Source organism: Haematospirillum sp. H1815 (genome assembly GCF_012102705.1).
Lineage (GTDB): Bacteria > Pseudomonadota > Alphaproteobacteria > Rhodospirillales > Rhodospirillaceae > Haematospirillum.
The window spans coordinates 118,156-136,241 of sequence record NZ_JAAVTA010000008.1 but is presented as its reverse complement, the minus strand read 5'-3'; the positions used below and the strand labels follow the sequence as shown (position 1 = coordinate 136,241).

Genomic DNA, 18,086 nt, shown 5'->3' with positions numbered 1-18,086 from the left:
CACGGCGAAGAAGGCGACGACAGCCCGCAAGACGGTAGCCAAGAAGGCCACGGCGAAGAAGGCGACGACAGCCCGCAAGACGGTAGCCAAGAAGGCCACGGCGAAGAAGGCGACGACAGCCCGCAAGGCTGTAGCCAAGAAGGCCACGGCGAAGAAGGCGACGACAGCCCGCAAGGCTGTAGCCAAGAAGGCCACGGCGAAGAAGGCGACCGCAAAGAAGGCGACCGCAAAGAAAGCGACCGCAAAGAAAGCGACGGCGAAGCGTTCGCTGCTGTCGGCTCGCTCGGTGCGCAAGACATCAGCCAAGAAGCGTCCGTCAATGGCCGCTAAGGCGAAAACCCCGGCAAAGAGGGCTGCCCGTTCGGGACGTACCTCGGCCAAGCGGGCTGGCTCTTCGGCCAAGTCCGGGAAGAAAGCGTCTGCGAAAGGCCCGGGGGCGTCCGGAGCACTTGCAGCGTCTTTCTTCCCGGGGCTGACAGCTCAGTCGGCATCGGCTCCGCTGCGTGCGGTGTCCTCGGCCCTGTTACGTTCTTTCTCCCCTGCCGCCACCAAGGATGGCAGGGGGGGAGTCCGGCAGCGTCTTGCCGGACTTTCCAAGGATGGAGCAGGGCATCTGGATGCTGTTCTTGAGGCTGGAACGGCCTTGGTAAGTGGGTGGCGCGAGATGACCAATAATGTGTTGGGAGCGACCAGAACATCCTTTGAAAGGGGCCTTAGTCACTCCCGTCGTATGGTTGGTGCAAAAAGCCTTCAGGAGGCTATGACAATCCAGAGCAGCTGGCTCCGTCATGGTCTTGATCATGCCTTGTCTGAAGGAGGACGGGTGTCCAGTATGTCTGTGAAACTTCTGGGAGAGGCCGTGCGTCCGCTGGTGGGGCGTGCGGCTATTCCGGGGCGGTCATAGTTCTTCTGATGCATCTTGGTTCCCTGTAAGCGGGATTTGGTCTATCGGTACAAGATCTGGTTGCCATTTCCCGGTTGTATGATGGTTGTATCTGTAGTGCCGTTCCATTTCAGGGAGCCCCCGCGGAATCGCCGGGGCTCCTTGTCCTTTCCAGGCAATTTCGTTTGCCATCAACAGGATCGTTGTTTTATCCTCACGGGGTTGTGACATGGGGTATCCTTCTATGAAAGCGGTTGGAAAAGCGGCCAGGATCAAGGAATACGCGCTGTTCCGCTTCTCCCTGGTGCTGATGGCCCTCCCCCTCCCCAACGCTTGTCCAGGGGCCTATAGTGGAGGTGTCAAAGGCGTCCACAGTACGCGGGGCGTTTGCGATTGGTGCCGTCTGGCCTAGAATCGTGGCACGAGCTTTGAGGGTCGTAACGGAAATAGGTCAATGGGACTGCCATGAGTGAGTATGGTCACGATGAAGATCGCGACAGCGGCACGGGGCTGGCTATCAAGGTCAAGCCGCGGGTTCGCAAGCCGCCGATGTACAGGGTGTTGATGCTGAATGACGACTATACCCCGATGGAGTTTGTCATTCATGTTCTGGAACGGTTCTTCAACAAGGGCCGGGATGAGGCGACAGAGATCATGTTGAGTGTGCATCACCGGGGTGTAGGGGTGTGTGGCGTGTATACCTACGAGATTGCCGAGACCAAGGTTGCCTTGGTCATGGATCTTGCCAGGCAGCACCAGCATCCGTTGCAGTGCACTCTGGAGAAAGACTGAGTGGTCCGGGGTCTTTTTCTTCCTATCCAGACAGATGTGCTGTCCGGGCGTGTGGCATACAGGATAAGGGGTACGGTCAATGCTGTCCCGCAATCTTGAGAAGACTCTTCACAAGGCTCTTGCTTTCGCAGGTGAGCGCCATCACGAGTATGTCACGCTGGAGCACCTGCTGCTGGCTCTGTGCGAAGATACCGATGCCATGGCCGTTATGCGGGCTTGTGGCGTGGATCTGGATCGCCTGGCCGGTGACGTACGTGCCTTTGTCGACGGGGAACTGGGCGGGCTTGTCGCCTCCCATCCCGGCGAGCCAACACCGACCACAGGGTTCCAGCGCGTTGTGCAGCGCGCCGCCATCCACGTTCAGTCATCCGGTCGCGAGGAAGTAACAGGGGCCAACATTCTGGTGGCCCTTTTCTCCGAGCGGGAGAGTCATGCGGTCTATTTCCTCAGGCAGCATGATATGACCCGGCTTGATGCTGTGAATTACATTTCGCATGGCATAGCCAAACAGCCCGGTCTGTCTGAAACCCGTACCGTGCATGGCGCCGACGACAGTGCGGCCGAGGAGGACGTGGTGAAAAAGGGTCACGAAGCGCTCGAGGCATACTGCGTCAATCTTAACCGTCGTGCTGCGGAGGGGAAAATCGATCCCCTGATCGGTCGCGAGGCCGAAGTGGAGAGAACCATACAGGTCCTGTGCCGACGCTCCAAAAACAATCCTCTGTATGTCGGGGATCCTGGTGTCGGGAAAACCGCTATTGCCGAAGGGTTGGCCCGGCGGATTGTGACCGGTGATGTGCCTGAAGTTTTGCGGCCTTCTGTGATCTTTGCCCTGGACATGGGGGCGTTGCTTGCTGGAACCCGTTACCGGGGTGACTTTGAGGAACGCCTGAAGCAGGTCATGAAGGAACTGGAAAGTCTGCCGGATGCGGTCTTGTTTATTGACGAGATCCATACTGTGATCGGGGCGGGTGCAACCTCGGGCGGGTCTCTGGATGCTTCCAACCTTCTCAAGCCAGCTTTGGCCTCCGGGGCGATCCGTTGTATCGGGTCGACCACCTACAAGGAGTTTCGCAGCCATTTCGAGAAAGACCGCGCCTTGGTGCGCCGGTTCCAGAAGATCGACGTGGCAGAACCCAGCATCGAAGATGCCATCAAGATTTTGCATGGCTTGAAGCCATATTACGAAAAGCATCACAATGTACGTTACACGGCGGAAGCTATTCGGGCGGCGGTTGAGCTGTCGTCCAAGTTTATCGGTGATCGCAAGTTGCCAGACAAGGCCATTGATGTGATCGACGAGGTTGGGGCGGCCCGGATGCTGCTTCCTGAAAGCCGGCGGCGCAAGACCGTGACCCTGCGTGATGTCGAGGAGATTGTCGCCAAGATTGCCCGGATCCCACCCAAGTCGGTTTCCACCGATGACCGTGAGGCCTTGCGCAATCTGGAGCGTGACCTGAAGACCATGGTGTTTGGTCAGGATAATGCCATTGAGGCCCTGTCCAGTGCCATCAAGCTGGCGCGGGCTGGCCTGCGCGATGCGGAAAAGCCGATTGGGAACTACCTTTTTGCCGGACCGACGGGTGTTGGTAAAACGGAGGTTGCCAAGCAGCTGTCCCGCTCTCTGGGGATCGAGCTTTTGCGCTTCGATATGTCGGAGTACATGGAGCGTCACTCTGTGTCCCGCCTTATCGGTGCGCCTCCGGGGTATGTTGGTTTTGACCAGGGTGGCCTGCTGACGGATGGTGTCGACCAGCATCCGCACTGTGTGCTGCTGCTTGATGAAATTGAAAAAGCACACCCGGACCTGTTCAACATTCTTTTACAGGTTATGGACCATGGAAAGTTGACAGATCATAACGGGAAGACGGTGGATTTCCGTAATGTGATCCTGATCATGACGACCAACGCCGGGGCCCAGGACTTGGCCAAGAACGCCATTGGTTTTATGCGTGACAGTCGGGAAGGGGATGACAAGGAGGCGATTGAGCGCCTGTTTACACCCGAATTCCGCAATCGTCTGGATGCAACCATCTCGTTCGGTTCCCTGCCTATGGAGGTAGTGGAAAAAGTAGTCGACAAGTTTGTTATGGAACTGGAAAGCCAGCTTGGCGAGCGTGATGTGACGATTGAGTTGACCACAGAAGCTAGGCAGTGGTTGGCCAGTCGGGGTTATGACCGCCGGATGGGTGCCCGTCCACTGGGGCGGGTGATCCAAGAATTTATCAAGCGTCCGCTGGCCGAGGAACTTCTGTTTGGTCGTCTTGCTCATGGCGGGTCAGTTATTGTCAGTATACGTGATGATATACCGGCCTTTGATATCTCTTCGTCTACGCGTAAGGGGGGCCCAGCTTCGGATACAACGCGGGAACCTGCCTTGGCCTGATATATGTATTCCCTATAGATCAAGAAAAGGGCGGCACAGGCCGCCCTTTCCGTTGCAAACGTAAAACGTTTGATCAGAATGCCAGGGAGAGCCCGGTTGCGGCGACCCATCCGCTGTTCTTGTCGATCGCGACGGTAGAGCCTTTTTTCTCGAACTTGACGTGGCCGACACCACCAACCAGCATCACGCCCGGGCCCATCTTGTATTCCGAGGTCAGCTGAACCGTACGGGTGTTGTTGACATCATTAGTTTTGGTTGTGGCATCATATCCATCACCGTCGTCAACTCGCGTATTGGCATAGGCAATGGCAACGCCATACGGGCCATTGTTATAGCCAACGCCGGCTTCCCAGGATGTTGCGTGCACGTTGTCTTTTGTTTTGTCGGCTTTTTTGCCTTCAATCAGACGATATCCACCACCGACGATAACACCGGAATATGACATCTGCAGACCGGCCTGGTATTCGTTGTGGCTGTCAACGGCATCGCTATCAGCGGTGGCCCAGCCAATGTCCGCTTTGAGGTCAAGCCCGCCGAAGTTGTTTTCGTACCCAATGCCAGCGCCATACATTTCCATGGTGTTGGTGCCGTTAGGCTGGGTCGGGTTGTGCTTCAGCTTCTTCCCTGCGTCATCTTTTTCTGTTCCATCCGGAACATAGGATGCCCCGAAGGTAAAGCCAGCAACAGACGGGGAAACATAGCTGATGGATTCGTTGTCGTTATGGCTGTTGACAAGGGTGGCGATGCCTCCGCTTACGGACTCTGGCTTCAGGACCCATACGCCCGTCGCCAAGTCACCATCGGCAAGGCCTGCGCCCAATAGGCGGTCGCCCATGTGCGGAGAACGGTTGGCAATCATGGCCAGGGCCAGGTCGCCGGTTCCAGCTATAACAGTACCGAATGAACCGCCGAGCGAGATGCTGTAGTTGTCAACAGACTTCTGGCCTTCACCGGTGCCGCCGGCTTCCAGTTCGTACTTCACCGATACGGTCAGGCCATTATCCAGCGTGGTTGCAGCCTTGAAGTGGATTTCGTTGTCACCCTTGACGTCAACAGCGGAGACTTCCCCGCCTTTTCCGGCATCACGCAGGGCCTGCAGATATGCTTTGTTCTGCGATGCGTATCCGGCAAAAACAGACCCAAAACCGCCGACAGACAGCTTCAGGGGTTCAGCAGCTGATGCAACGCCAGTCAAGGTCATGGCGGCAACAAGAGCGCTGGTTCCGATAAGGAGCTTTTTCATGCTCTTCTGATGTCCCTATTTGCAAAAGTGTGACTCAAACCTGCTTGGTTGCTGATGCCTTGTTTCTTTGCAGGCATGCAACGCGATGACATTAAGAAATATGAGGCACGGGAAGGTCAACTGCTGATACGCAGCCCAAGAGGCAAATCAAGGGCAATGTGTCTTTTTCATGCATACATGTGATAAAAAAGCCACGACACTGTTAGTCTTTGGCGCGAAATATCAATATCTCGATGCTATTTTTATATAGTGCAGATCTAAATAAGACCGTCGGATTTGAAAGAGCAGTATCCGGTTCGGGCGATGATGACGTGATCGTGCAGCACAACGCCCAATGGACGCGCTGCATCCCTGATTTGGCGGGTGATGTCGATATCAGCTTTTGATGGTTGGGGGTCGCCGCTGGGGTGATTGTGCACCATGATCAAGGCACTGGCGCCCAGTTCCAGAGCGCGGCGTATGACCTCTCTTGGATAAACGGGGGTATGGTCAATAGTCCCCTTTTGCATGACCTCTTCGACGATCAGGCGATTCTTGCGGTCTAGGAACAAAACACGGAAGCATTCTGTTTCACGATGGGCCATGGTCGCGTGGCAATAGTCCAGGACGCGGTCCCATGATGCCAGAACCGGTTTGTCGAGAATCTCCTCTCTCAGCATCCAGGTTGCTGCAGCCGATGCTGTTTTCAAGGCCACGGCACCGGACTCACCGACCAAGGCAACCAGCTGGTCCGGCTCTGCAGACAGAACGCCGCCAACACTGCCAAAGCGGGCCAGAAGTCCCTTGGCCAAGGGTTTGACATCCCGGCGCGGAATTCCAAGGAACAGAAGAAGCTCCAGATACTCGTAGTCCTTCAATGAGTCCGGGCTTTCAGCCCGTGTGCTGGCCAGAAAGCGTTCTTTCAGCCGCTGCCGGTGGCCGCTGTACTCGTTGGCCAAGGGAGGAGGTGTGTCGGACATGATCTCAGGAATAGGGGGGACAATGCCATCCCTGTGGGGACACGGTAAAAATTTCGCAACCATCGACCGTAATGCCGATGGTGTGTTCAAACTGTGCTGACAGCGAACGATCCCGGGTTACCGCCGTCCATCCGTCGGGCAAGACTTTGGTTGGGGCTTTGCCCGCGTTGATCATGGGTTCTATGGTGAAGATCATGCCGGCTTCCAGCACCATGCCGGTTCCGGGTTGGCCGTAATGCAACACGCTGGGGGCTGTGTGGAACTGTGTGCCGACACCGTGCCCACAGAAATCGGTTACGACCGAGAATCCGTTCTGGTGCGCCCATGTTTCAATTGCGTGCCCGATATCACCCAGTGTGGCACCGGGACGGACAACATCGATGCCACGCATCAGGCATTCATAGGTCGTCTCGACCAGTTTCCTTGCCTTGACCGATGGTTTGCCCACGTAATACATGCGGCTGCTGTCACCGTACCAGCCGTCCACAATCGGCGTGACATCAATATTGATGATGTCACCGTTGGCTAGTTTCTTCTTTTCGTCCGGGATACCGTGACAGACAACATGATTGACCGAGGTGCAGACCGAGCGTGGAAATCCCCGGTATCCAAAAGGGCCGTTTTTCAGTCCCCGTTCCTGTGTCCAAGCAACCACCAGATCATCAATGTCAGCTGTTGAAATGCCGGGCTGTATGAAGGAGGTCAGGTAATCCAGAAGGGCCGCTGCCGTTTGGCCGGCCTTGCGCATGGCGGCAAAGCCATTGGCATCATGTAGGATAACAGTGTTTTCAGAGCGGCGGGACGGTGACATGCAGGCTTTCCTGGCAGTGATTAGGTTACAGCGCAACGGGCAAGGGGGTCGCCAGATGGATGGCCGACGGCGTCATGGTGCAGGTGTGGCACAAGACCTCAACGCCGGCTGCCGTGGCCTGTTGCAGGGCGGCAGCGTAGTGCGGGTCGATGTCATCGGCAATGGAAAAGCGGACCAGGCCATCGTGTTCCCTTTGTATCACATAGAGCATAACCGCCCGATTCCCGGCCGCGACCATCGCTCTCAGTTCATCCAGATGCTTGGCCCCGCGTGCCGTGACGGCATCGGGGAACAGTGCTGTTTTCCCGCCTGTCCCTGTGTCGCGGAACAGGGTGACGTTCTTGACTTCAACGTAGCATGGTGGCTTGGTCGTACTTTCAAGCAAAATATCGATACGGCTGCTGCGCCCGTACTTTACTTCGCGGCGCAGGGTTTCGTACCCGGCCAGCTGAGGGATCTGTCCAGCCTGTATGGCCTCTGCGGCCAACGCGTTGGGATGACTGGTGTTTACACCGACCAAGGAGCCATCCACCCGGATCATTTCCCATGTGTATTTGAGCTTGCGTGCCGGATTGTCGGCAGGGGACAGCCATACCTCAGACCCCGGGGTGCAGCATCCTGACATGGATCCTGAATTGGCTGTATGCGCCGTGACAACAGAGCCATCTGCCAGTGTGATATCGGCCATGAACCGCTTGTAACGCTTGATCAATGTGCCGCGAATGAGAGTGTGTCCAAAATGCATCGGCGCACACTATCCTTTCCCCGTGGTGTCGTCGAGTCCGCAGACGGTGGCCCCCAAGGCTTCGGCCAGGCTGCGGGTTGCTGTGCCAGGGCGGAGCGCCTTGGGTTGGGTGGTGGCCGGTGCCCATCCGGAAACCCAGACAATCTGGAATGTTGCAGTCAGGCGCCCGGTGGTGGTGTTGGCAAACATTCTTTCATACCGTTCCGCCGCGCGCAGCAAGGTTTCCCGGCGGGAGAAGGTCTGGTGGCGTTCTGTCAGGATGTTGCTTTCTCCCATGCCCTGCAGGTCTTTCATCAACTTCAGCGCTGAATCATACGTAACCGGGATTGTGTCGCAGTCAATCACGGGCAGGGCAAAGCCGGCACGTTGCATCAGCATGCCCATGTCGCGGATATCCACAAACGGGGAGATGCGTGGGGAGGCGCCGCCTTCCACCTCGCTCTCGGCTTCCAGAAGGCATTGGCGTAGCTCATGCAAGGTATGCCCTCCGAACAGGGCCGCCAGAAACAGTCCGTCGGGCTTCAGGGCCCGGCGTATCTGAACCAGGGTACCGGGCAGGTCATTGACCCAGTGCAGGGACAGGGATGACACGACCAGATCCAGGCTGCTGTCAGCAAAGGGCAGGGCTTCCTCGTCACATCCCAGAATGCGGGCTTGTTGATGGCGTCCCCGTTCCAGCATGCCTTTGGCTGCATCTGTCGAGAAGACCTGCTGTGTTCCCGCACGTCGGGATAATGGTTGTGACAACATGCCGCCATGGCTTCCCAGATCAACGACGGTCGGGAAGGCACGGGTCACGTCATCAAGCCGTTCGATCAGCCGGTTTCCAACCTCTTCGAAGAGGAAGGAAAAATGATCCAGGGAACGCGCTGCCCGATTCTGGTGCTGGCGCAGGGCTTGCCGGTCAAAAATGACAGGGGTGGAGGTATGCATACCGGCAAGACCTTTCCTTGTTATGGGAGCGAAAGTAATGGCTCTTTCTGTGGGCGGGGATAACGGTCCTGTTTTTTCCCGTCAACGGGGTGACCAGAAAAAGTTCTACAAGGGCCGTATTGCACGATCGTATAATCCACCCTGGATTGATTGTCTTGCCGTGAAGAATGACCATAAAAATTGATCGTTTCTTTTATCCCGTGCGCCTTGCCTTGGATATAGTCCTTCCGCCACGCTGTTTGCGCTGTGGTGCCGTGACGGGCACGGCTCACGGGGTGTGCGCCTCCTGTTTCGGAACGATCCGTTTCCTTGAGGCGGCAACCCAGTGTTCGCGCTGCGCCATGCCTTTCGAGAGTCCCGGACAAGGTGGGGAGCATTCCTGTGAACCAGACCATGACCGTATTCTGGACAGGGTGCGGGCAGCAACACTTTATGACGATGGAACCCGCTCCATGATCCTAGCTTTCAAGCATGCTGACCGAACGGATATGGCGCGTGGGTTGGCGGTGTGGTTGGCACGTGTATCTGCTGACATGCTGAATGAGGCTGATGTCGTCATACCGGTGCCATTACATCGCTGGCGCCTTCTTTGGCGGCGGTATAATCAGTCGGCTCTTCTGGCCCGTGCCCTTGTCTCTTTTCAAGCCCGCTCCTTGTATTGTCCGGTTTTGTTGCAGCGTGTGCGTGCAACGCGGACCCAAGGGCATTTTGATCGTATCCAGCGCCATAACAACGTAGCAGGGGCGTTCCATGTTGCTTTGCGATATAGGGCCAGGCTTGCCGGGCGCAGGATTTTGCTGGTCGATGATGTCATGACAACGGGCGCGACACTACGTGCCTGTGCCTCTGCTTTGCGAGATGCTGGGGCTGGTCCGGTTGATGCCGTCGTTCTGGCCCGTGCCATGGGGCCGTGATTATGATGTTGCAGTGCGAGCGATGTTGCGTGCTGGGCTGCTTGACTGCATACTGTTATCAGAAGGCCGGTCTGTGTGTGTCCGGTGGTATTTCAGGCGGAGTTTCGGCTCATGAGCGTGCATATCGAGATCTATACGTGGCCTCACTGCCCTTATTGTCACAGGGCCAAGGCTCTTCTCGATGCGAAGGGCGTTGCCTATACCGAGATTGACGTTTTGGACAACACAGCAAAGCGCGCAGAGATGGAGCAGCGGTCAGGGCGCCGTACCGTTCCACAGATTTTTATTGGCGGTACGCACGTCGGCGGGTGTGATGATCTGCATGCTTTAGATGAAAAAGGTGGCCTTGACCCTATGCTTGCCCAAGCCAGCTAGATTGTGTGGGGCGGTGTCACCGGGGCCGCCCTAGTTTTCCATCAGGACCCTGATATGTGCGGCGGCTGACGAGGCCGTTGCGATAAGGTCGTAGCCTCCCTCCAGAACAGAGACAATGCGTCCGCCGCACAGGCTGTCGGCAACAGCCATCAGTTTGCGGGTTGCTTCGGCGTAGTCCTTGACGGTCAGCTTCATATTGGCCAGCGGGTCGCGCCCGTGTGCATCAAACCCTGCCGAAATGAACAGGATGTGCGGTCTGAAGTTTTTCAGGGCCGGTATGATGCGGTTATCCAGCGCTTCCATAAACACGGTTCCGTCTGACCCAGACGGCAGAGGACAGTTGACGATATTGTTGTGTGCCCCTGTTTCTTCTGCGCTTCCGGTGCCGGGATACAGGGGAAACTGGTGTGTTGATGCATAAAACGCATCAGGATCATTCCAGAAAATGTCTTGGGTGCCGTTCCCGTGATGAACATCCCAGTCGATGACAGCCACTCTCCCAAGGCCGTGTATGCTCCGCGCTTGCATGGCCCCGATGGCGACATTGTTGAAAATGCAAAATCCCATGGGCTGGGTTCGGGTTGCGTGGTGGCCGGGCGGGCGGACGGCAACAAAAGCATTGCGAGCCTGCCGGGCAACTACGGCGTCAACGGCTGCACAGACACCTCCTGCGGCACGCAGCGCAGCTTCACCGCTTTTCGGTGACAGCGGTGTATCGCTGTCGATGGCATAATATCCCTGCTTGGGGATATGGCTCATAATATCGTCGATATAAGACTGTGGATGTACGCGGGTTAACTGCTCTAGGGTAGCACGTGGCGCTTCTTCGCGGTGCAGCATAAAAAAATCCTCACTTTCGAGGATCTGGAGAACACTGCGCAAGCGATCAGGGTTTTCGGGGTGGTAACCTCCGGTTTCGTGCTCGAGGCAATCATGATGCGATACCAAGAGAGTCGGCATCAACCACTCCATCCCGTAGCAGATTCGGATAAGCAAGCCGTCAGTATCTCTACCACAGGCCATGCTCCTTGTTATCAGTATAAGAGAGCGGCGCGAAGCCTGCCATGCCGATTTTGTACCAGTGTCGGGTTATGGAATGCAGTGCTGGATTCGGGTGTTATTTTGTGCGTCGCACTATGAAGCGGTCAACGTGGTCCACTCCACGTATTCGCTCCAGGGCGTTTTCTTGTTCCAAGAGATGAATGTGGGCAATGGCTTCTCCCACAGCAAAGAGCAAGCCGTGTTCATCCAGGGGATGCCGGAAGAGAACGGGAAGAAGATCCGCTGCACTACGTGGTGCATCTTGACAGGCAGAAAGGCAGTCCTCAAGGCGGCCTTTGTGGTGTTGTAGAATGGCGTCGATTCTTCGATGTAGACCCCGGAATGGGAGGCCATGGCTGGGAAGAACCAAGGCTGTGTCCGGAACCAGATCCTTCAGGGCTTCCAGGCTATGCCGATATAAAACCAAGGGATTGGCATCTGGTTCATTGGGCCAGACACTGATATTGGGACTGATGCGGGGTAAAACCTGGTCTCCGGCAATCAGGATATTTTGTGTTGGGCAGTAAAGGCAGGCCATCTCTGGAGAATGGCCTTGTCCGATGATAACATCCCACGCGTACGATCCAATCATGAGCGTGTCGCCATGCCTGATGCGGTTAAAGCGTTTGGGAACAGGTGAAACCCGCCGGGAAAGGGTATTGCCCCGTTTTTCGACACGATGAATTTTTTCCGGATTCAATCCTGCCCGGCGATAAAAATTGGCTTGGTTCTCTGAAAATGACTCGGACGTGTCACAGGACAAGATAACCCCCATTGCCCATTCGGACAGGGTTGTTGTCAGGGGGGCATTGAAGCGTTGGCACAGCCAGCCGGCCAATCCCATATGGTCGGGGTGAAAATGTGTACATAGTAATTGCCGTACGGCTTTACCTGCCAGAGGCCCGTCCAGCAGTTCGTCCCAGATGGCTTGGGTTTCGTCTGTAGCAAGGCCCGTGTCCACGATAGTCAGGTCTCCATCCACATCTTCCAGGACCCACAGGTTTATGTGATCAAGGGCGAAGGGCAGGGGCATCCGGGCCCAGAGCAGACCATCTCCTACGTTCTGTACGTTTGACGGCGCTGGTGGCTCTGTCCAAGGATACTCCAGAGGGGATAACGCATGCATGACAAACCATCCCTTTTTGTCTTTGACTACCAGATAAAACCAGCCAAGGCGGCCGCTGGACGAATGCCATAGCGGGCAGCAAGGCGCGCCATGCGCAGGGGATCGGCAGGCTTCCCGTAGGCACCGCCGACTTCATCAGCATGAATGCCACCCGTTACCCATAGTCCGTCGATGCTTGCCGCTGCTGCACCGGCCATATCCGTTTCGAGGGAATCCCCGATTGTGCAGACGCCAGTTGATGGAAACCCCATTTTCTCCAGACACAACCGATATACCGCAGGATCTGGCTTTCCTCTCCAGATAACCGTTCCCCCGTATTCAAGATAGATATCCGCCAGAGCTCCTGCACACACAATGACTTTGCCTTGTCGGATGACGGTCCTGTCCGGGTTGGCGCATACCATCGGCAGCCCGGCTTGCACGCCCTTGGCCAGCATGGTCCGGTAGTCATCGGCACTGTCGTCCAAGCTGACCGGACCAGTATTCATGATGAATGTGGCGTGATCCAGGTCTGTCAGTACAACGCCGGTCTCTTCATAAATTGTCAGATCCCGTTCTGGCCCCAGATGAAAGCATGTATTTCCCAGTGCGGCAAAAGCGGGGTCCTTGCGGGTCAGAAGAGCATGATGCACAGCATCCCCTGATGACAGGATACCGTCATACAGATCACGGGGGATTCCCATGGTCTCCATCTGCGTTATCAGGGCAGAGGCACGTCGTGGTGCATTGGACAGCAACATCACACGTGCCCCCGTGGCCCGCAGTTGACGCAAGGTCTCGGCTGAATGGGGATACGCCGCGACACCGTCGTGAATCACGCCCCACAGATCCAGAATAAATGCGTTCCACAGCCCGGCGGCGGCGCGCAGGCCGGGAAGTTGCAAGGGAATATACAGACCGGATGATGGTTCAGGTGTGTCAGGAATTGTGGTCGGCACCAATAGCCTCCGCAACAGAATGGAAACCTTCGCGCTTTGCCAGAAGAACAAGATCATCCCTGATCTGCTGAACCAGGGATGGCCCTTGGTAGACCAGGGCGGTGTACAGTTGTATGAGGGAAGCCCCGGCTTTTATTTTTTCCCAGGCATCAGCGCCACTGCCAATGCCGCCAACCCCTATCAGGGGAATACTTCCCCCGGTCAGGTGGTACATACGTCGCAGCAAGGCTGTTGAGGCCGTGCGGAGAGGACGGCCGGACAACCCACCCGCCTCATGACGGGCCTGTTCCGTCAGCGTATCCGGACGTGCCAGCGTAGTGTTGGCGACAACCAATCCATCAATACCACTGTCGCAGGCCAAGGCTGCAAGTTCCGCTTCATCCTGCTCCCCAAGGTCAGGGGCAATCTTGAGCAGCAACGGGGTCGAGTTCGTATCCTGTTCCAGAGTACGCCGCACGCTGCTGACAATGTGCTCCAGATGCTTGCGTTCCTGCAGCGCCCGCAATCCCGGTGTATTCGGGCTTGATACATTGATAACCAGAAAGTCCGCCAAACCGGCAAAGGCTCTGGCACCTTTCACGTAATCATCAGCCGGATCGGTTGTGTCCTTGTTCTTGCCCAGGTTGACACCAATCAATCCGTGAAGTGTTCGCTTGCTGTTGCGCAAGCGTGCCAACCTTTGGCTGACAACGTGCATGCCATCATTGTTGAACCCCATCCGGTTGATGATGGCCCCATCTTCCGGAAGCCTGAAAAGGCGTGGTTTTGGATTACCATCCTGCGGGCGGGGTGTAACTCCACCGATTTCCACAAAACCAAATCCCATGCGCAACATGGCATCGGCGACTTTGCCGTTCTTGTCGAATCCTGCGGCCAGACCAATCGGATTGGGAAAAGTCCGGTTCCAGAGGGACACAGCCAATTCTGGCTGAGGCTGTGGCGTGAAGAGCGGGATCAGGGGCAATTGCGCAGCAAGTATTGCCACGCGGTGTGCCTGCTCCGGGTCCATTCGTCCCAGAAGCGGCGCAGCAACATGGCGGTAGAGATCAAGTGGCATTAATGCAAATCAGGACGAGGCCAGGATAATTTCGGTCGGGAATATAAAGTGCAGGTTTTCGTTTAGCTGAAGATTCCATGTTTCTTGCACCGCCTCAATTGGAAGAAGACCGTAGAGGTGTGGATAGGGTTCAGGTCCTTCCATACGCACGGCCCCGGCCAAGCGATCGCGGTCAAGGCGTAGCAGCGTCAGTTCAGGCGTTTCGGAGAACCAGCGTTCTGCTGTTCCCATGACTTGGGCTGCGGTTGACAGATGGATAAAACCGTCGGCCCGGTCGGTCGGAGACCCTTCGAAAAAGCCCTCACGGACGGCTTGGCGCCACTGTTCGGGCAAAATAAGACGATACAGCCGTTGCGGGGATCGTGTGTCGTGTTCAGGGCGCAGATCGCGTCGGATATGTGTATAGCTCATGATCGGGAACTGTACCTCAAGAGCCCCGGATATCGGAAGAAACTTTTAGTCCTGTCTGCAGGGTGGCAGGTAGGCAGGATGTTACGCTTGTGATGGAGAGCGGGCGGCGGGTAGGCAAGGGAATGCGGCTCGATTATACTGACATCCCCGTGTTCCCTGTGTTGTTTGTTGCCATCAGCGAGGCTTTATGGCGTTTGGTTCAATCTGCTTCACCGCTGCTGCTACCTCTGCTGCCGAAGAAGCACTGGAGCGCCTTTGTCAGCGCTATGGTCAGGTTCCTGCTGATCGGGCTGATGTTATTGTGGCCTTGGGGGGAGATGGTTTCATGCTGGAAACCATGCACCGCCATATGGCATTGAAAAAACCGATCTATGGCATGAACCGAGGAACAGTCGGCTTTCTGTTGAATGCATATGCCGAGCATGGGCTGGAGGAGCGCCTGGCAAAGGCGACCTGCGTTCAGCTGTTCCCTTTGGCGATGACGGCGCTGACCAGCCAGGGGGATACCCTGCATGCCCTTGCAATCAATGAAGTTTCAATGCTGCGTCAGACGCGTCAGGCAGCCAAGATCCGTATTAGTGTAGACGGAAAGATCCGTTTGCCGGAATTAATCTGTGACGGGGCGCTTGTGTGCACATCGGCAGGTTCAACCGCCTATAATCTCTCTGCGCATGGTCCCATTCTCCCCATGGGATCAAACGTCATGGCTCTGACGCCAATTTCGGCATTCCGTCCCCGGCGTTGGCGTGGTGCTGTTCTTTCCCATCAGGTATCCCTTGATTTTGACATTATAGAGGGCGAAAAGCGCCCGGTCTCGGCTGTGGCCGATTATACCGAAGTGCGCGATGTCATACGTGTCTCTGTGCGTGAGGATCGCTCGATCATGTTACCTGTTCTGTTCGATCCCGAGCATAACCTTGAAGAAAGAATTTTGTCCGAACAGTTCACAGGGTGATATCACCGTGCATATAGATGGTTCCCCCGGGGGGCGGGGCGGCGTATAGAGAGGGATCGCTGACAGGGAGTTGCCATGCTGACCGTCTATGTGCCAGGACCGGCCGGTCTGTATTCCTTTCCTCCGGCTCCGGGGCTTCCGGTTCCGCCGGAAGTGGTGTGGATTGATCTGTACCAACCGGTAACGGCAGAGGTTCATCGAGTCGAGCAGGCTCTTGATATTGCCCTGCCAACCCGGGAGGAAATGCAGGAGATTGAGGCTTCGAGCCGGTTGTATCAGGAAGATGGCGCTGTTTTCATGACAGCCGTTGTGTTGGCCCAGTCCGATACGGAGCATCCGGAAACAACAGCTGTGACCTTTATTCTGTCCGGCGAGCGGCTGGTGACGGTGCGCCACGCTGAACCCAAGCCATTCCGGGCCTTTGCCACACGTGCCAGCCGGCAGCAGGGATTGAAGACCGGCGATGTGATATTGGTAAACTTGTTGGAAACAGTTATTGAGCGAGCGGCCGACATTCTGGAACGTGAGATGGCCCGCGTCGATGCCATATCCTCCGAAGTTTTCAATCACACACCAACCGGGCAGAGGCGGGTAAACCAAGCTGAAAGTCGTGACTTTCAGGAGATTTTGCGCGATATCGGCCAAACTGGCGACGTTGCATCCCGTGCGCGTGAAAGTTTGATGTCGATTGGCCGACTTCTGGCGTTTCTGGATCAGGGGTTACCCAGTCAGGGGCAGGAAGCCAGGGCTCAAGTCAAGATTATGTGGCGCGATGTGCAAAGCCTTCTGGATCATGCGACCTTTCTGGCTGGCAAGATCAGCTTCCTGCTGGATGCAACCCTTGGCATGGTGAATATCGAGCAGAACTCGATTATCAAAATCTTCTCGGTTGTTTCCGTTGTTTTCCTGCCTCCGACCATGATTGCCAGTATCTATGGTATGAATTTCGAGCTGATGCCCGAGCTGAAGTGGGCACTGGGGTACCCATGGGCGCTATTCCTGATGCTTATGTCGGCGGTGGTGCCCTTCCTGTACTTCAAGCGCAAAGGCTGGCTGTAGTAGTGGGCAGACACAGGCACCGGTCGGCTTATCCTGATGTTCTGTTGGGGTATTGGCATAAGATCGGTGTGGCATCTGTGTTCTGAGCAGGCAGATTGTTGCCATGACGCAGGCCCCGGTCAAGAGTGCGAAACCTCCGTTCCAGCCGAATATGTCGATCGTGTACCCCATCATGGCATTGGCTGCGACAGATCCGCACAAATAGCCAAATAGACCTGTAAATCCCGCTGCTGCTCCGACAGCGTTCTTGGGCACCAGTTCCATGGCGTGTAATCCTATCAGCATGACAGGGCCATAAATCAGGAAGCCAATAGCCAGAAACGCCGTCATTTCAATGTAGGGATTCTGTGCTGCACCAAGCCACTGCACAAGAAGTGCGCAGAGAATAAGGACCATGAACAGGATGCCGGCGGGTGCCCGTCGTGCCGAGAACAGCCGATCTGATATCCAGCCACAGAGCAAGGTGCCCGGAATACCAGCCCATTCGTACAGGAAGTAAACCCATGAAGAGACTTCAACATCAAAGTCTCTTGTTTCTTTTAGATATGTCGGTGCCCAATCCAGAACCCCGAACCGGATCAGGTGTACAAAAACGCTTGCACCTGCAAGCCACCACAGCATGGTATTGGGAATAACGTGCTGCCCAATAACCATACGAAAAGATATTTTTTGTTCTGGCCGGTGAGGCGTTTGACGACCGTTACTGTAATCTTCTACGGATGGCAATCCGCAGGACTGTGGTGTATCGCGCAGGGTCAAGGCCGTGAATACAGCAATAACGAAGGCAAACCCTGCCGGTACATAGAAACCGGCATGCCAGTCGTTGAACCATCCCATACCTGTCAGGAACAAAAGCCCCAGAAGACCACCGCCGATATTGTGTGCTGCATTCCAGACAGAAACGATCAGCCCGCGCTCGGACTGTGGCCACCACTGCACAATGGTACGACCGCACGGTGCCCATCCCATGCCTTGCGCCCAGCCATTCGCAAACAAAAGAATACACATCGTGGCAATGCTTGACGTTGCCCAAGACACATATCCCAGTATGAAGACGATGGTGGCAGAAAGAAAAAGCCCAAGTGGCATGAATAGGCGGGGATTAGAATGATCGGAAACGGCACCCATCAAGAACTTGGATAGTCCATAGGCAACAGATAGACCTGAAGCGGCTATTCCCAATTCACCGTGGGAATACCCTTCCTCTATCAGATACGGCATGGCTAGGCAGAAGTTCTTGCGTACCAGATAATACCCGGCGTACCCGATGAAGATGCCAGAGAAGATCTGCCATCGCAGCCGCGTGTAGAGGGAAGCAACGTCACGGTCAGGTAAGGGGGCGGCGTGCGGTGCCGGGGCCAGCGCATTCAGCGACATGGGTGCCAATCCTCATTCCGTGGTGTATGCCTTGTTTAAGGCGATGAAATTGCAGAAAAATGCACAATTTTTTGTAGTTTT

At 55.9% G+C, this 18,086-nt stretch carries 19 protein-coding genes; 8 read left to right on the top strand and 11 right to left on the bottom strand.

What is annotated here, in order from left to right; genetic code table 11:
* From HEQ60_RS10810 to clpA, 4 genes are all read left to right on the top strand, one after another.
* A partial coding sequence (locus tag HEQ60_RS10810; protein WP_168071213.1) for a phasin family protein occupies positions 1–904 on the top strand: 904 nt, incomplete at its 5' end.
* A gap of 208 nt (positions 905–1,112) precedes the next feature.
* Positions 1,113–1,295 (top strand): hypothetical protein, encoded by a 183-nt coding sequence (locus HEQ60_RS08110; RefSeq protein WP_168071212.1) that lies wholly within the window; start codon positions 1,113–1,115, stop codon positions 1,293–1,295.
* 53 nt (positions 1,296–1,348) lie between these two features.
* Positions 1,349–1,675, top strand: coding sequence for an ATP-dependent Clp protease adapter ClpS (clpS, locus tag HEQ60_RS08105; protein WP_066132076.1), 327 nt, complete (start codon positions 1,349–1,351; stop codon positions 1,673–1,675).
* A 79-nt stretch (positions 1,676–1,754) separates the two neighbouring features.
* Positions 1,755–4,061: an ATP-dependent Clp protease ATP-binding subunit ClpA gene (gene clpA / locus HEQ60_RS08100; protein ID WP_168071211.1), complete on the top strand. Its 2,307-nt coding sequence runs from the start codon at positions 1,755–1,757 to the stop codon at positions 4,059–4,061.
* Positions 4,062–4,134: 73 nt separating this feature from the next.
* On the opposite strand, the gene HEQ60_RS08095 is transcribed toward clpA, so the two are convergent.
* The 5 genes from HEQ60_RS08095 to HEQ60_RS08075 form a co-directional block, all read right to left on the bottom strand.
* Positions 4,135–5,304, bottom strand: a complete 1,170-nt coding sequence (locus tag HEQ60_RS08095; protein ID WP_168071210.1) for a porin — start codon at positions 5,302–5,304, stop codon at positions 4,135–4,137.
* Positions 5,305–5,561: 257 nt separating this feature from the next.
* Positions 5,562–6,263, bottom strand: a complete 702-nt coding sequence (radC, locus tag HEQ60_RS08090) for a RadC family protein (protein ID WP_168071209.1) — start codon at positions 6,261–6,263, stop codon at positions 5,562–5,564.
* A 4-nt stretch (positions 6,264–6,267) separates the two neighbouring features.
* Positions 6,268–7,074 (bottom strand): type I methionyl aminopeptidase, encoded by an 807-nt coding sequence (gene map / locus HEQ60_RS08085; RefSeq protein ID WP_168071208.1) that lies wholly within the window; start codon positions 7,072–7,074, stop codon positions 6,268–6,270.
* A 25-nt stretch (positions 7,075–7,099) separates the two neighbouring features.
* Positions 7,100–7,819 (bottom strand): DNA/RNA nuclease SfsA, encoded by a 720-nt coding sequence (sfsA, locus tag HEQ60_RS08080; protein ID WP_168071207.1) that lies wholly within the window; start codon positions 7,817–7,819, stop codon positions 7,100–7,102.
* Between the two features lie 9 nt (positions 7,820–7,828).
* Complete coding sequence (locus HEQ60_RS08075) at positions 7,829–8,752, bottom strand: methyltransferase domain-containing protein (RefSeq protein ID WP_168071206.1); 924 nt, start codon at positions 8,750–8,752, stop codon at positions 7,829–7,831.
* 167 nt (positions 8,753–8,919) lie between these two features.
* Between HEQ60_RS08075 and HEQ60_RS08070 the strand changes: the two genes are divergently transcribed.
* Both HEQ60_RS08070 and grxC read left to right on the top strand, forming a co-directional pair.
* Entirely contained in the window at positions 8,920–9,666 is a 747-nt protein-coding gene (locus HEQ60_RS08070) for a ComF family protein (RefSeq protein ID WP_168071205.1), read from the top strand.
* A 111-nt stretch (positions 9,667–9,777) separates the two neighbouring features.
* On the top strand, positions 9,778–10,041 hold the full coding sequence (gene grxC, locus HEQ60_RS08065) for a glutaredoxin 3 (protein WP_066132049.1): 264 nt from the start codon (positions 9,778–9,780) through the stop codon (positions 10,039–10,041).
* A gap of 30 nt (positions 10,042–10,071) precedes the next feature.
* Here grxC and HEQ60_RS08060 read toward each other — a convergent pair whose 3' ends face one another.
* The 5 genes from HEQ60_RS08060 to HEQ60_RS08040 form a co-directional block, all read right to left on the bottom strand.
* Entirely contained in the window at positions 10,072–11,001 is a 930-nt protein-coding gene (locus HEQ60_RS08060) for a histone deacetylase family protein (protein ID WP_168071204.1), read from the bottom strand.
* 157 nt (positions 11,002–11,158) lie between these two features.
* Positions 11,159–12,208, bottom strand: coding sequence for an MBL fold metallo-hydrolase (locus tag HEQ60_RS08055; RefSeq protein WP_168071203.1), 1,050 nt, complete (start codon positions 12,206–12,208; stop codon positions 11,159–11,161).
* 26 nt (positions 12,209–12,234) lie between these two features.
* Entirely contained in the window at positions 12,235–13,146 is a 912-nt protein-coding gene (locus tag HEQ60_RS08050; RefSeq protein ID WP_322099316.1) for a TIGR01459 family HAD-type hydrolase, read from the bottom strand.
* On the bottom strand, positions 13,127–14,203 hold the full coding sequence (locus tag HEQ60_RS08045; RefSeq protein ID WP_168071201.1) for a quinone-dependent dihydroorotate dehydrogenase: 1,077 nt from the start codon (positions 14,201–14,203) through the stop codon (positions 13,127–13,129). Before HEQ60_RS08045 ends, HEQ60_RS08050 begins: the two co-directional genes overlap by 20 nt.
* 9 nt (positions 14,204–14,212) lie before the next feature.
* Complete coding sequence (locus tag HEQ60_RS08040; protein ID WP_168071200.1) at positions 14,213–14,614, bottom strand: DUF952 domain-containing protein; 402 nt, start codon at positions 14,612–14,614, stop codon at positions 14,213–14,215.
* A 187-nt stretch (positions 14,615–14,801) separates the two neighbouring features.
* On the opposite strand from HEQ60_RS08040, the gene HEQ60_RS08035 reads away from it, so the two are divergent.
* On the top strand, positions 14,802–15,569 hold the full coding sequence (locus HEQ60_RS08035; RefSeq protein WP_168071199.1) for an NAD kinase: 768 nt from the start codon (positions 14,802–14,804) through the stop codon (positions 15,567–15,569).
* Between the two features lie 75 nt (positions 15,570–15,644).
* A complete protein-coding gene (gene corA / locus HEQ60_RS08030) occupies positions 15,645–16,628 on the top strand; it encodes a magnesium/cobalt transporter CorA (RefSeq protein ID WP_168071198.1) in 984 nt (327 codons plus the stop codon).
* On the opposite strand, the gene pgtP is transcribed toward corA, so the two are convergent.
* Entirely contained in the window at positions 16,563–18,005 is a 1,443-nt protein-coding gene (pgtP, locus tag HEQ60_RS08025; protein WP_168071197.1) for a phosphoglycerate transporter protein PgtP, read from the bottom strand. The genes corA and pgtP overlap by 66 nt on opposite strands.
* Positions 18,006–18,086: the final 81 nt, after the last annotated feature.

Excerpts from the sequence above, each read along its gene's own strand:
- HEQ60_RS08110 (WP_168071212.1), top strand. The coding sequence starts at position 1,113 with ATGGGGTATCCTTCTATGAAAGCGGTTGGAAAAGCGGCCAGGATCAAG.
- clpS (WP_066132076.1), top strand. The coding sequence starts at position 1,349 with ATGAGTGAGTATGGTCACGATGAAGATCGCGACAGCGGCACGGGGCTG.
- clpA (WP_168071211.1), top strand. The coding sequence starts at position 1,755 with ATGCTGTCCCGCAATCTTGAGAAGACTCTTCACAAGGCTCTTGCTTTC.
- HEQ60_RS08095 (WP_168071210.1), bottom strand. The coding sequence starts at position 5,304 with ATGAAAAAGCTCCTTATCGGAACCAGCGCTCTTGTTGCCGCCATGACC.
- radC (WP_168071209.1), bottom strand. The coding sequence starts at position 6,263 with ATGTCCGACACACCTCCTCCCTTGGCCAACGAGTACAGCGGCCACCGG.
- map (WP_168071208.1), bottom strand. The coding sequence starts at position 7,074 with ATGTCACCGTCCCGCCGCTCTGAAAACACTGTTATCCTACATGATGCC.
- sfsA (WP_168071207.1), bottom strand. The coding sequence starts at position 7,819 with ATGCATTTTGGACACACTCTCATTCGCGGCACATTGATCAAGCGTTAC.
- HEQ60_RS08075 (WP_168071206.1), bottom strand. The coding sequence starts at position 8,752 with ATGCATACCTCCACCCCTGTCATTTTTGACCGGCAAGCCCTGCGCCAG.
- HEQ60_RS08070 (WP_168071205.1), top strand. The coding sequence starts at position 8,920 with ATGACCATAAAAATTGATCGTTTCTTTTATCCCGTGCGCCTTGCCTTG.
- grxC (WP_066132049.1), top strand. The coding sequence starts at position 9,778 with ATGAGCGTGCATATCGAGATCTATACGTGGCCTCACTGCCCTTATTGT.
- HEQ60_RS08060 (WP_168071204.1), bottom strand. The coding sequence starts at position 11,001 with ATGCCGACTCTCTTGGTATCGCATCATGATTGCCTCGAGCACGAAACC.
- HEQ60_RS08055 (WP_168071203.1), bottom strand. The coding sequence starts at position 12,208 with ATGCATGCGTTATCCCCTCTGGAGTATCCTTGGACAGAGCCACCAGCG.
- HEQ60_RS08045 (WP_168071201.1), bottom strand. The coding sequence starts at position 14,203 with ATGCCACTTGATCTCTACCGCCATGTTGCTGCGCCGCTTCTGGGACGA.
- HEQ60_RS08040 (WP_168071200.1), bottom strand. The coding sequence starts at position 14,614 with ATGAGCTATACACATATCCGACGCGATCTGCGCCCTGAACACGACACA.
- HEQ60_RS08035 (WP_168071199.1), top strand. The coding sequence starts at position 14,802 with ATGGCGTTTGGTTCAATCTGCTTCACCGCTGCTGCTACCTCTGCTGCC.
- corA (WP_168071198.1), top strand. The coding sequence starts at position 15,645 with ATGCTGACCGTCTATGTGCCAGGACCGGCCGGTCTGTATTCCTTTCCT.
- pgtP (WP_168071197.1), bottom strand. The coding sequence starts at position 18,005 with ATGTCGCTGAATGCGCTGGCCCCGGCACCGCACGCCGCCCCCTTACCT.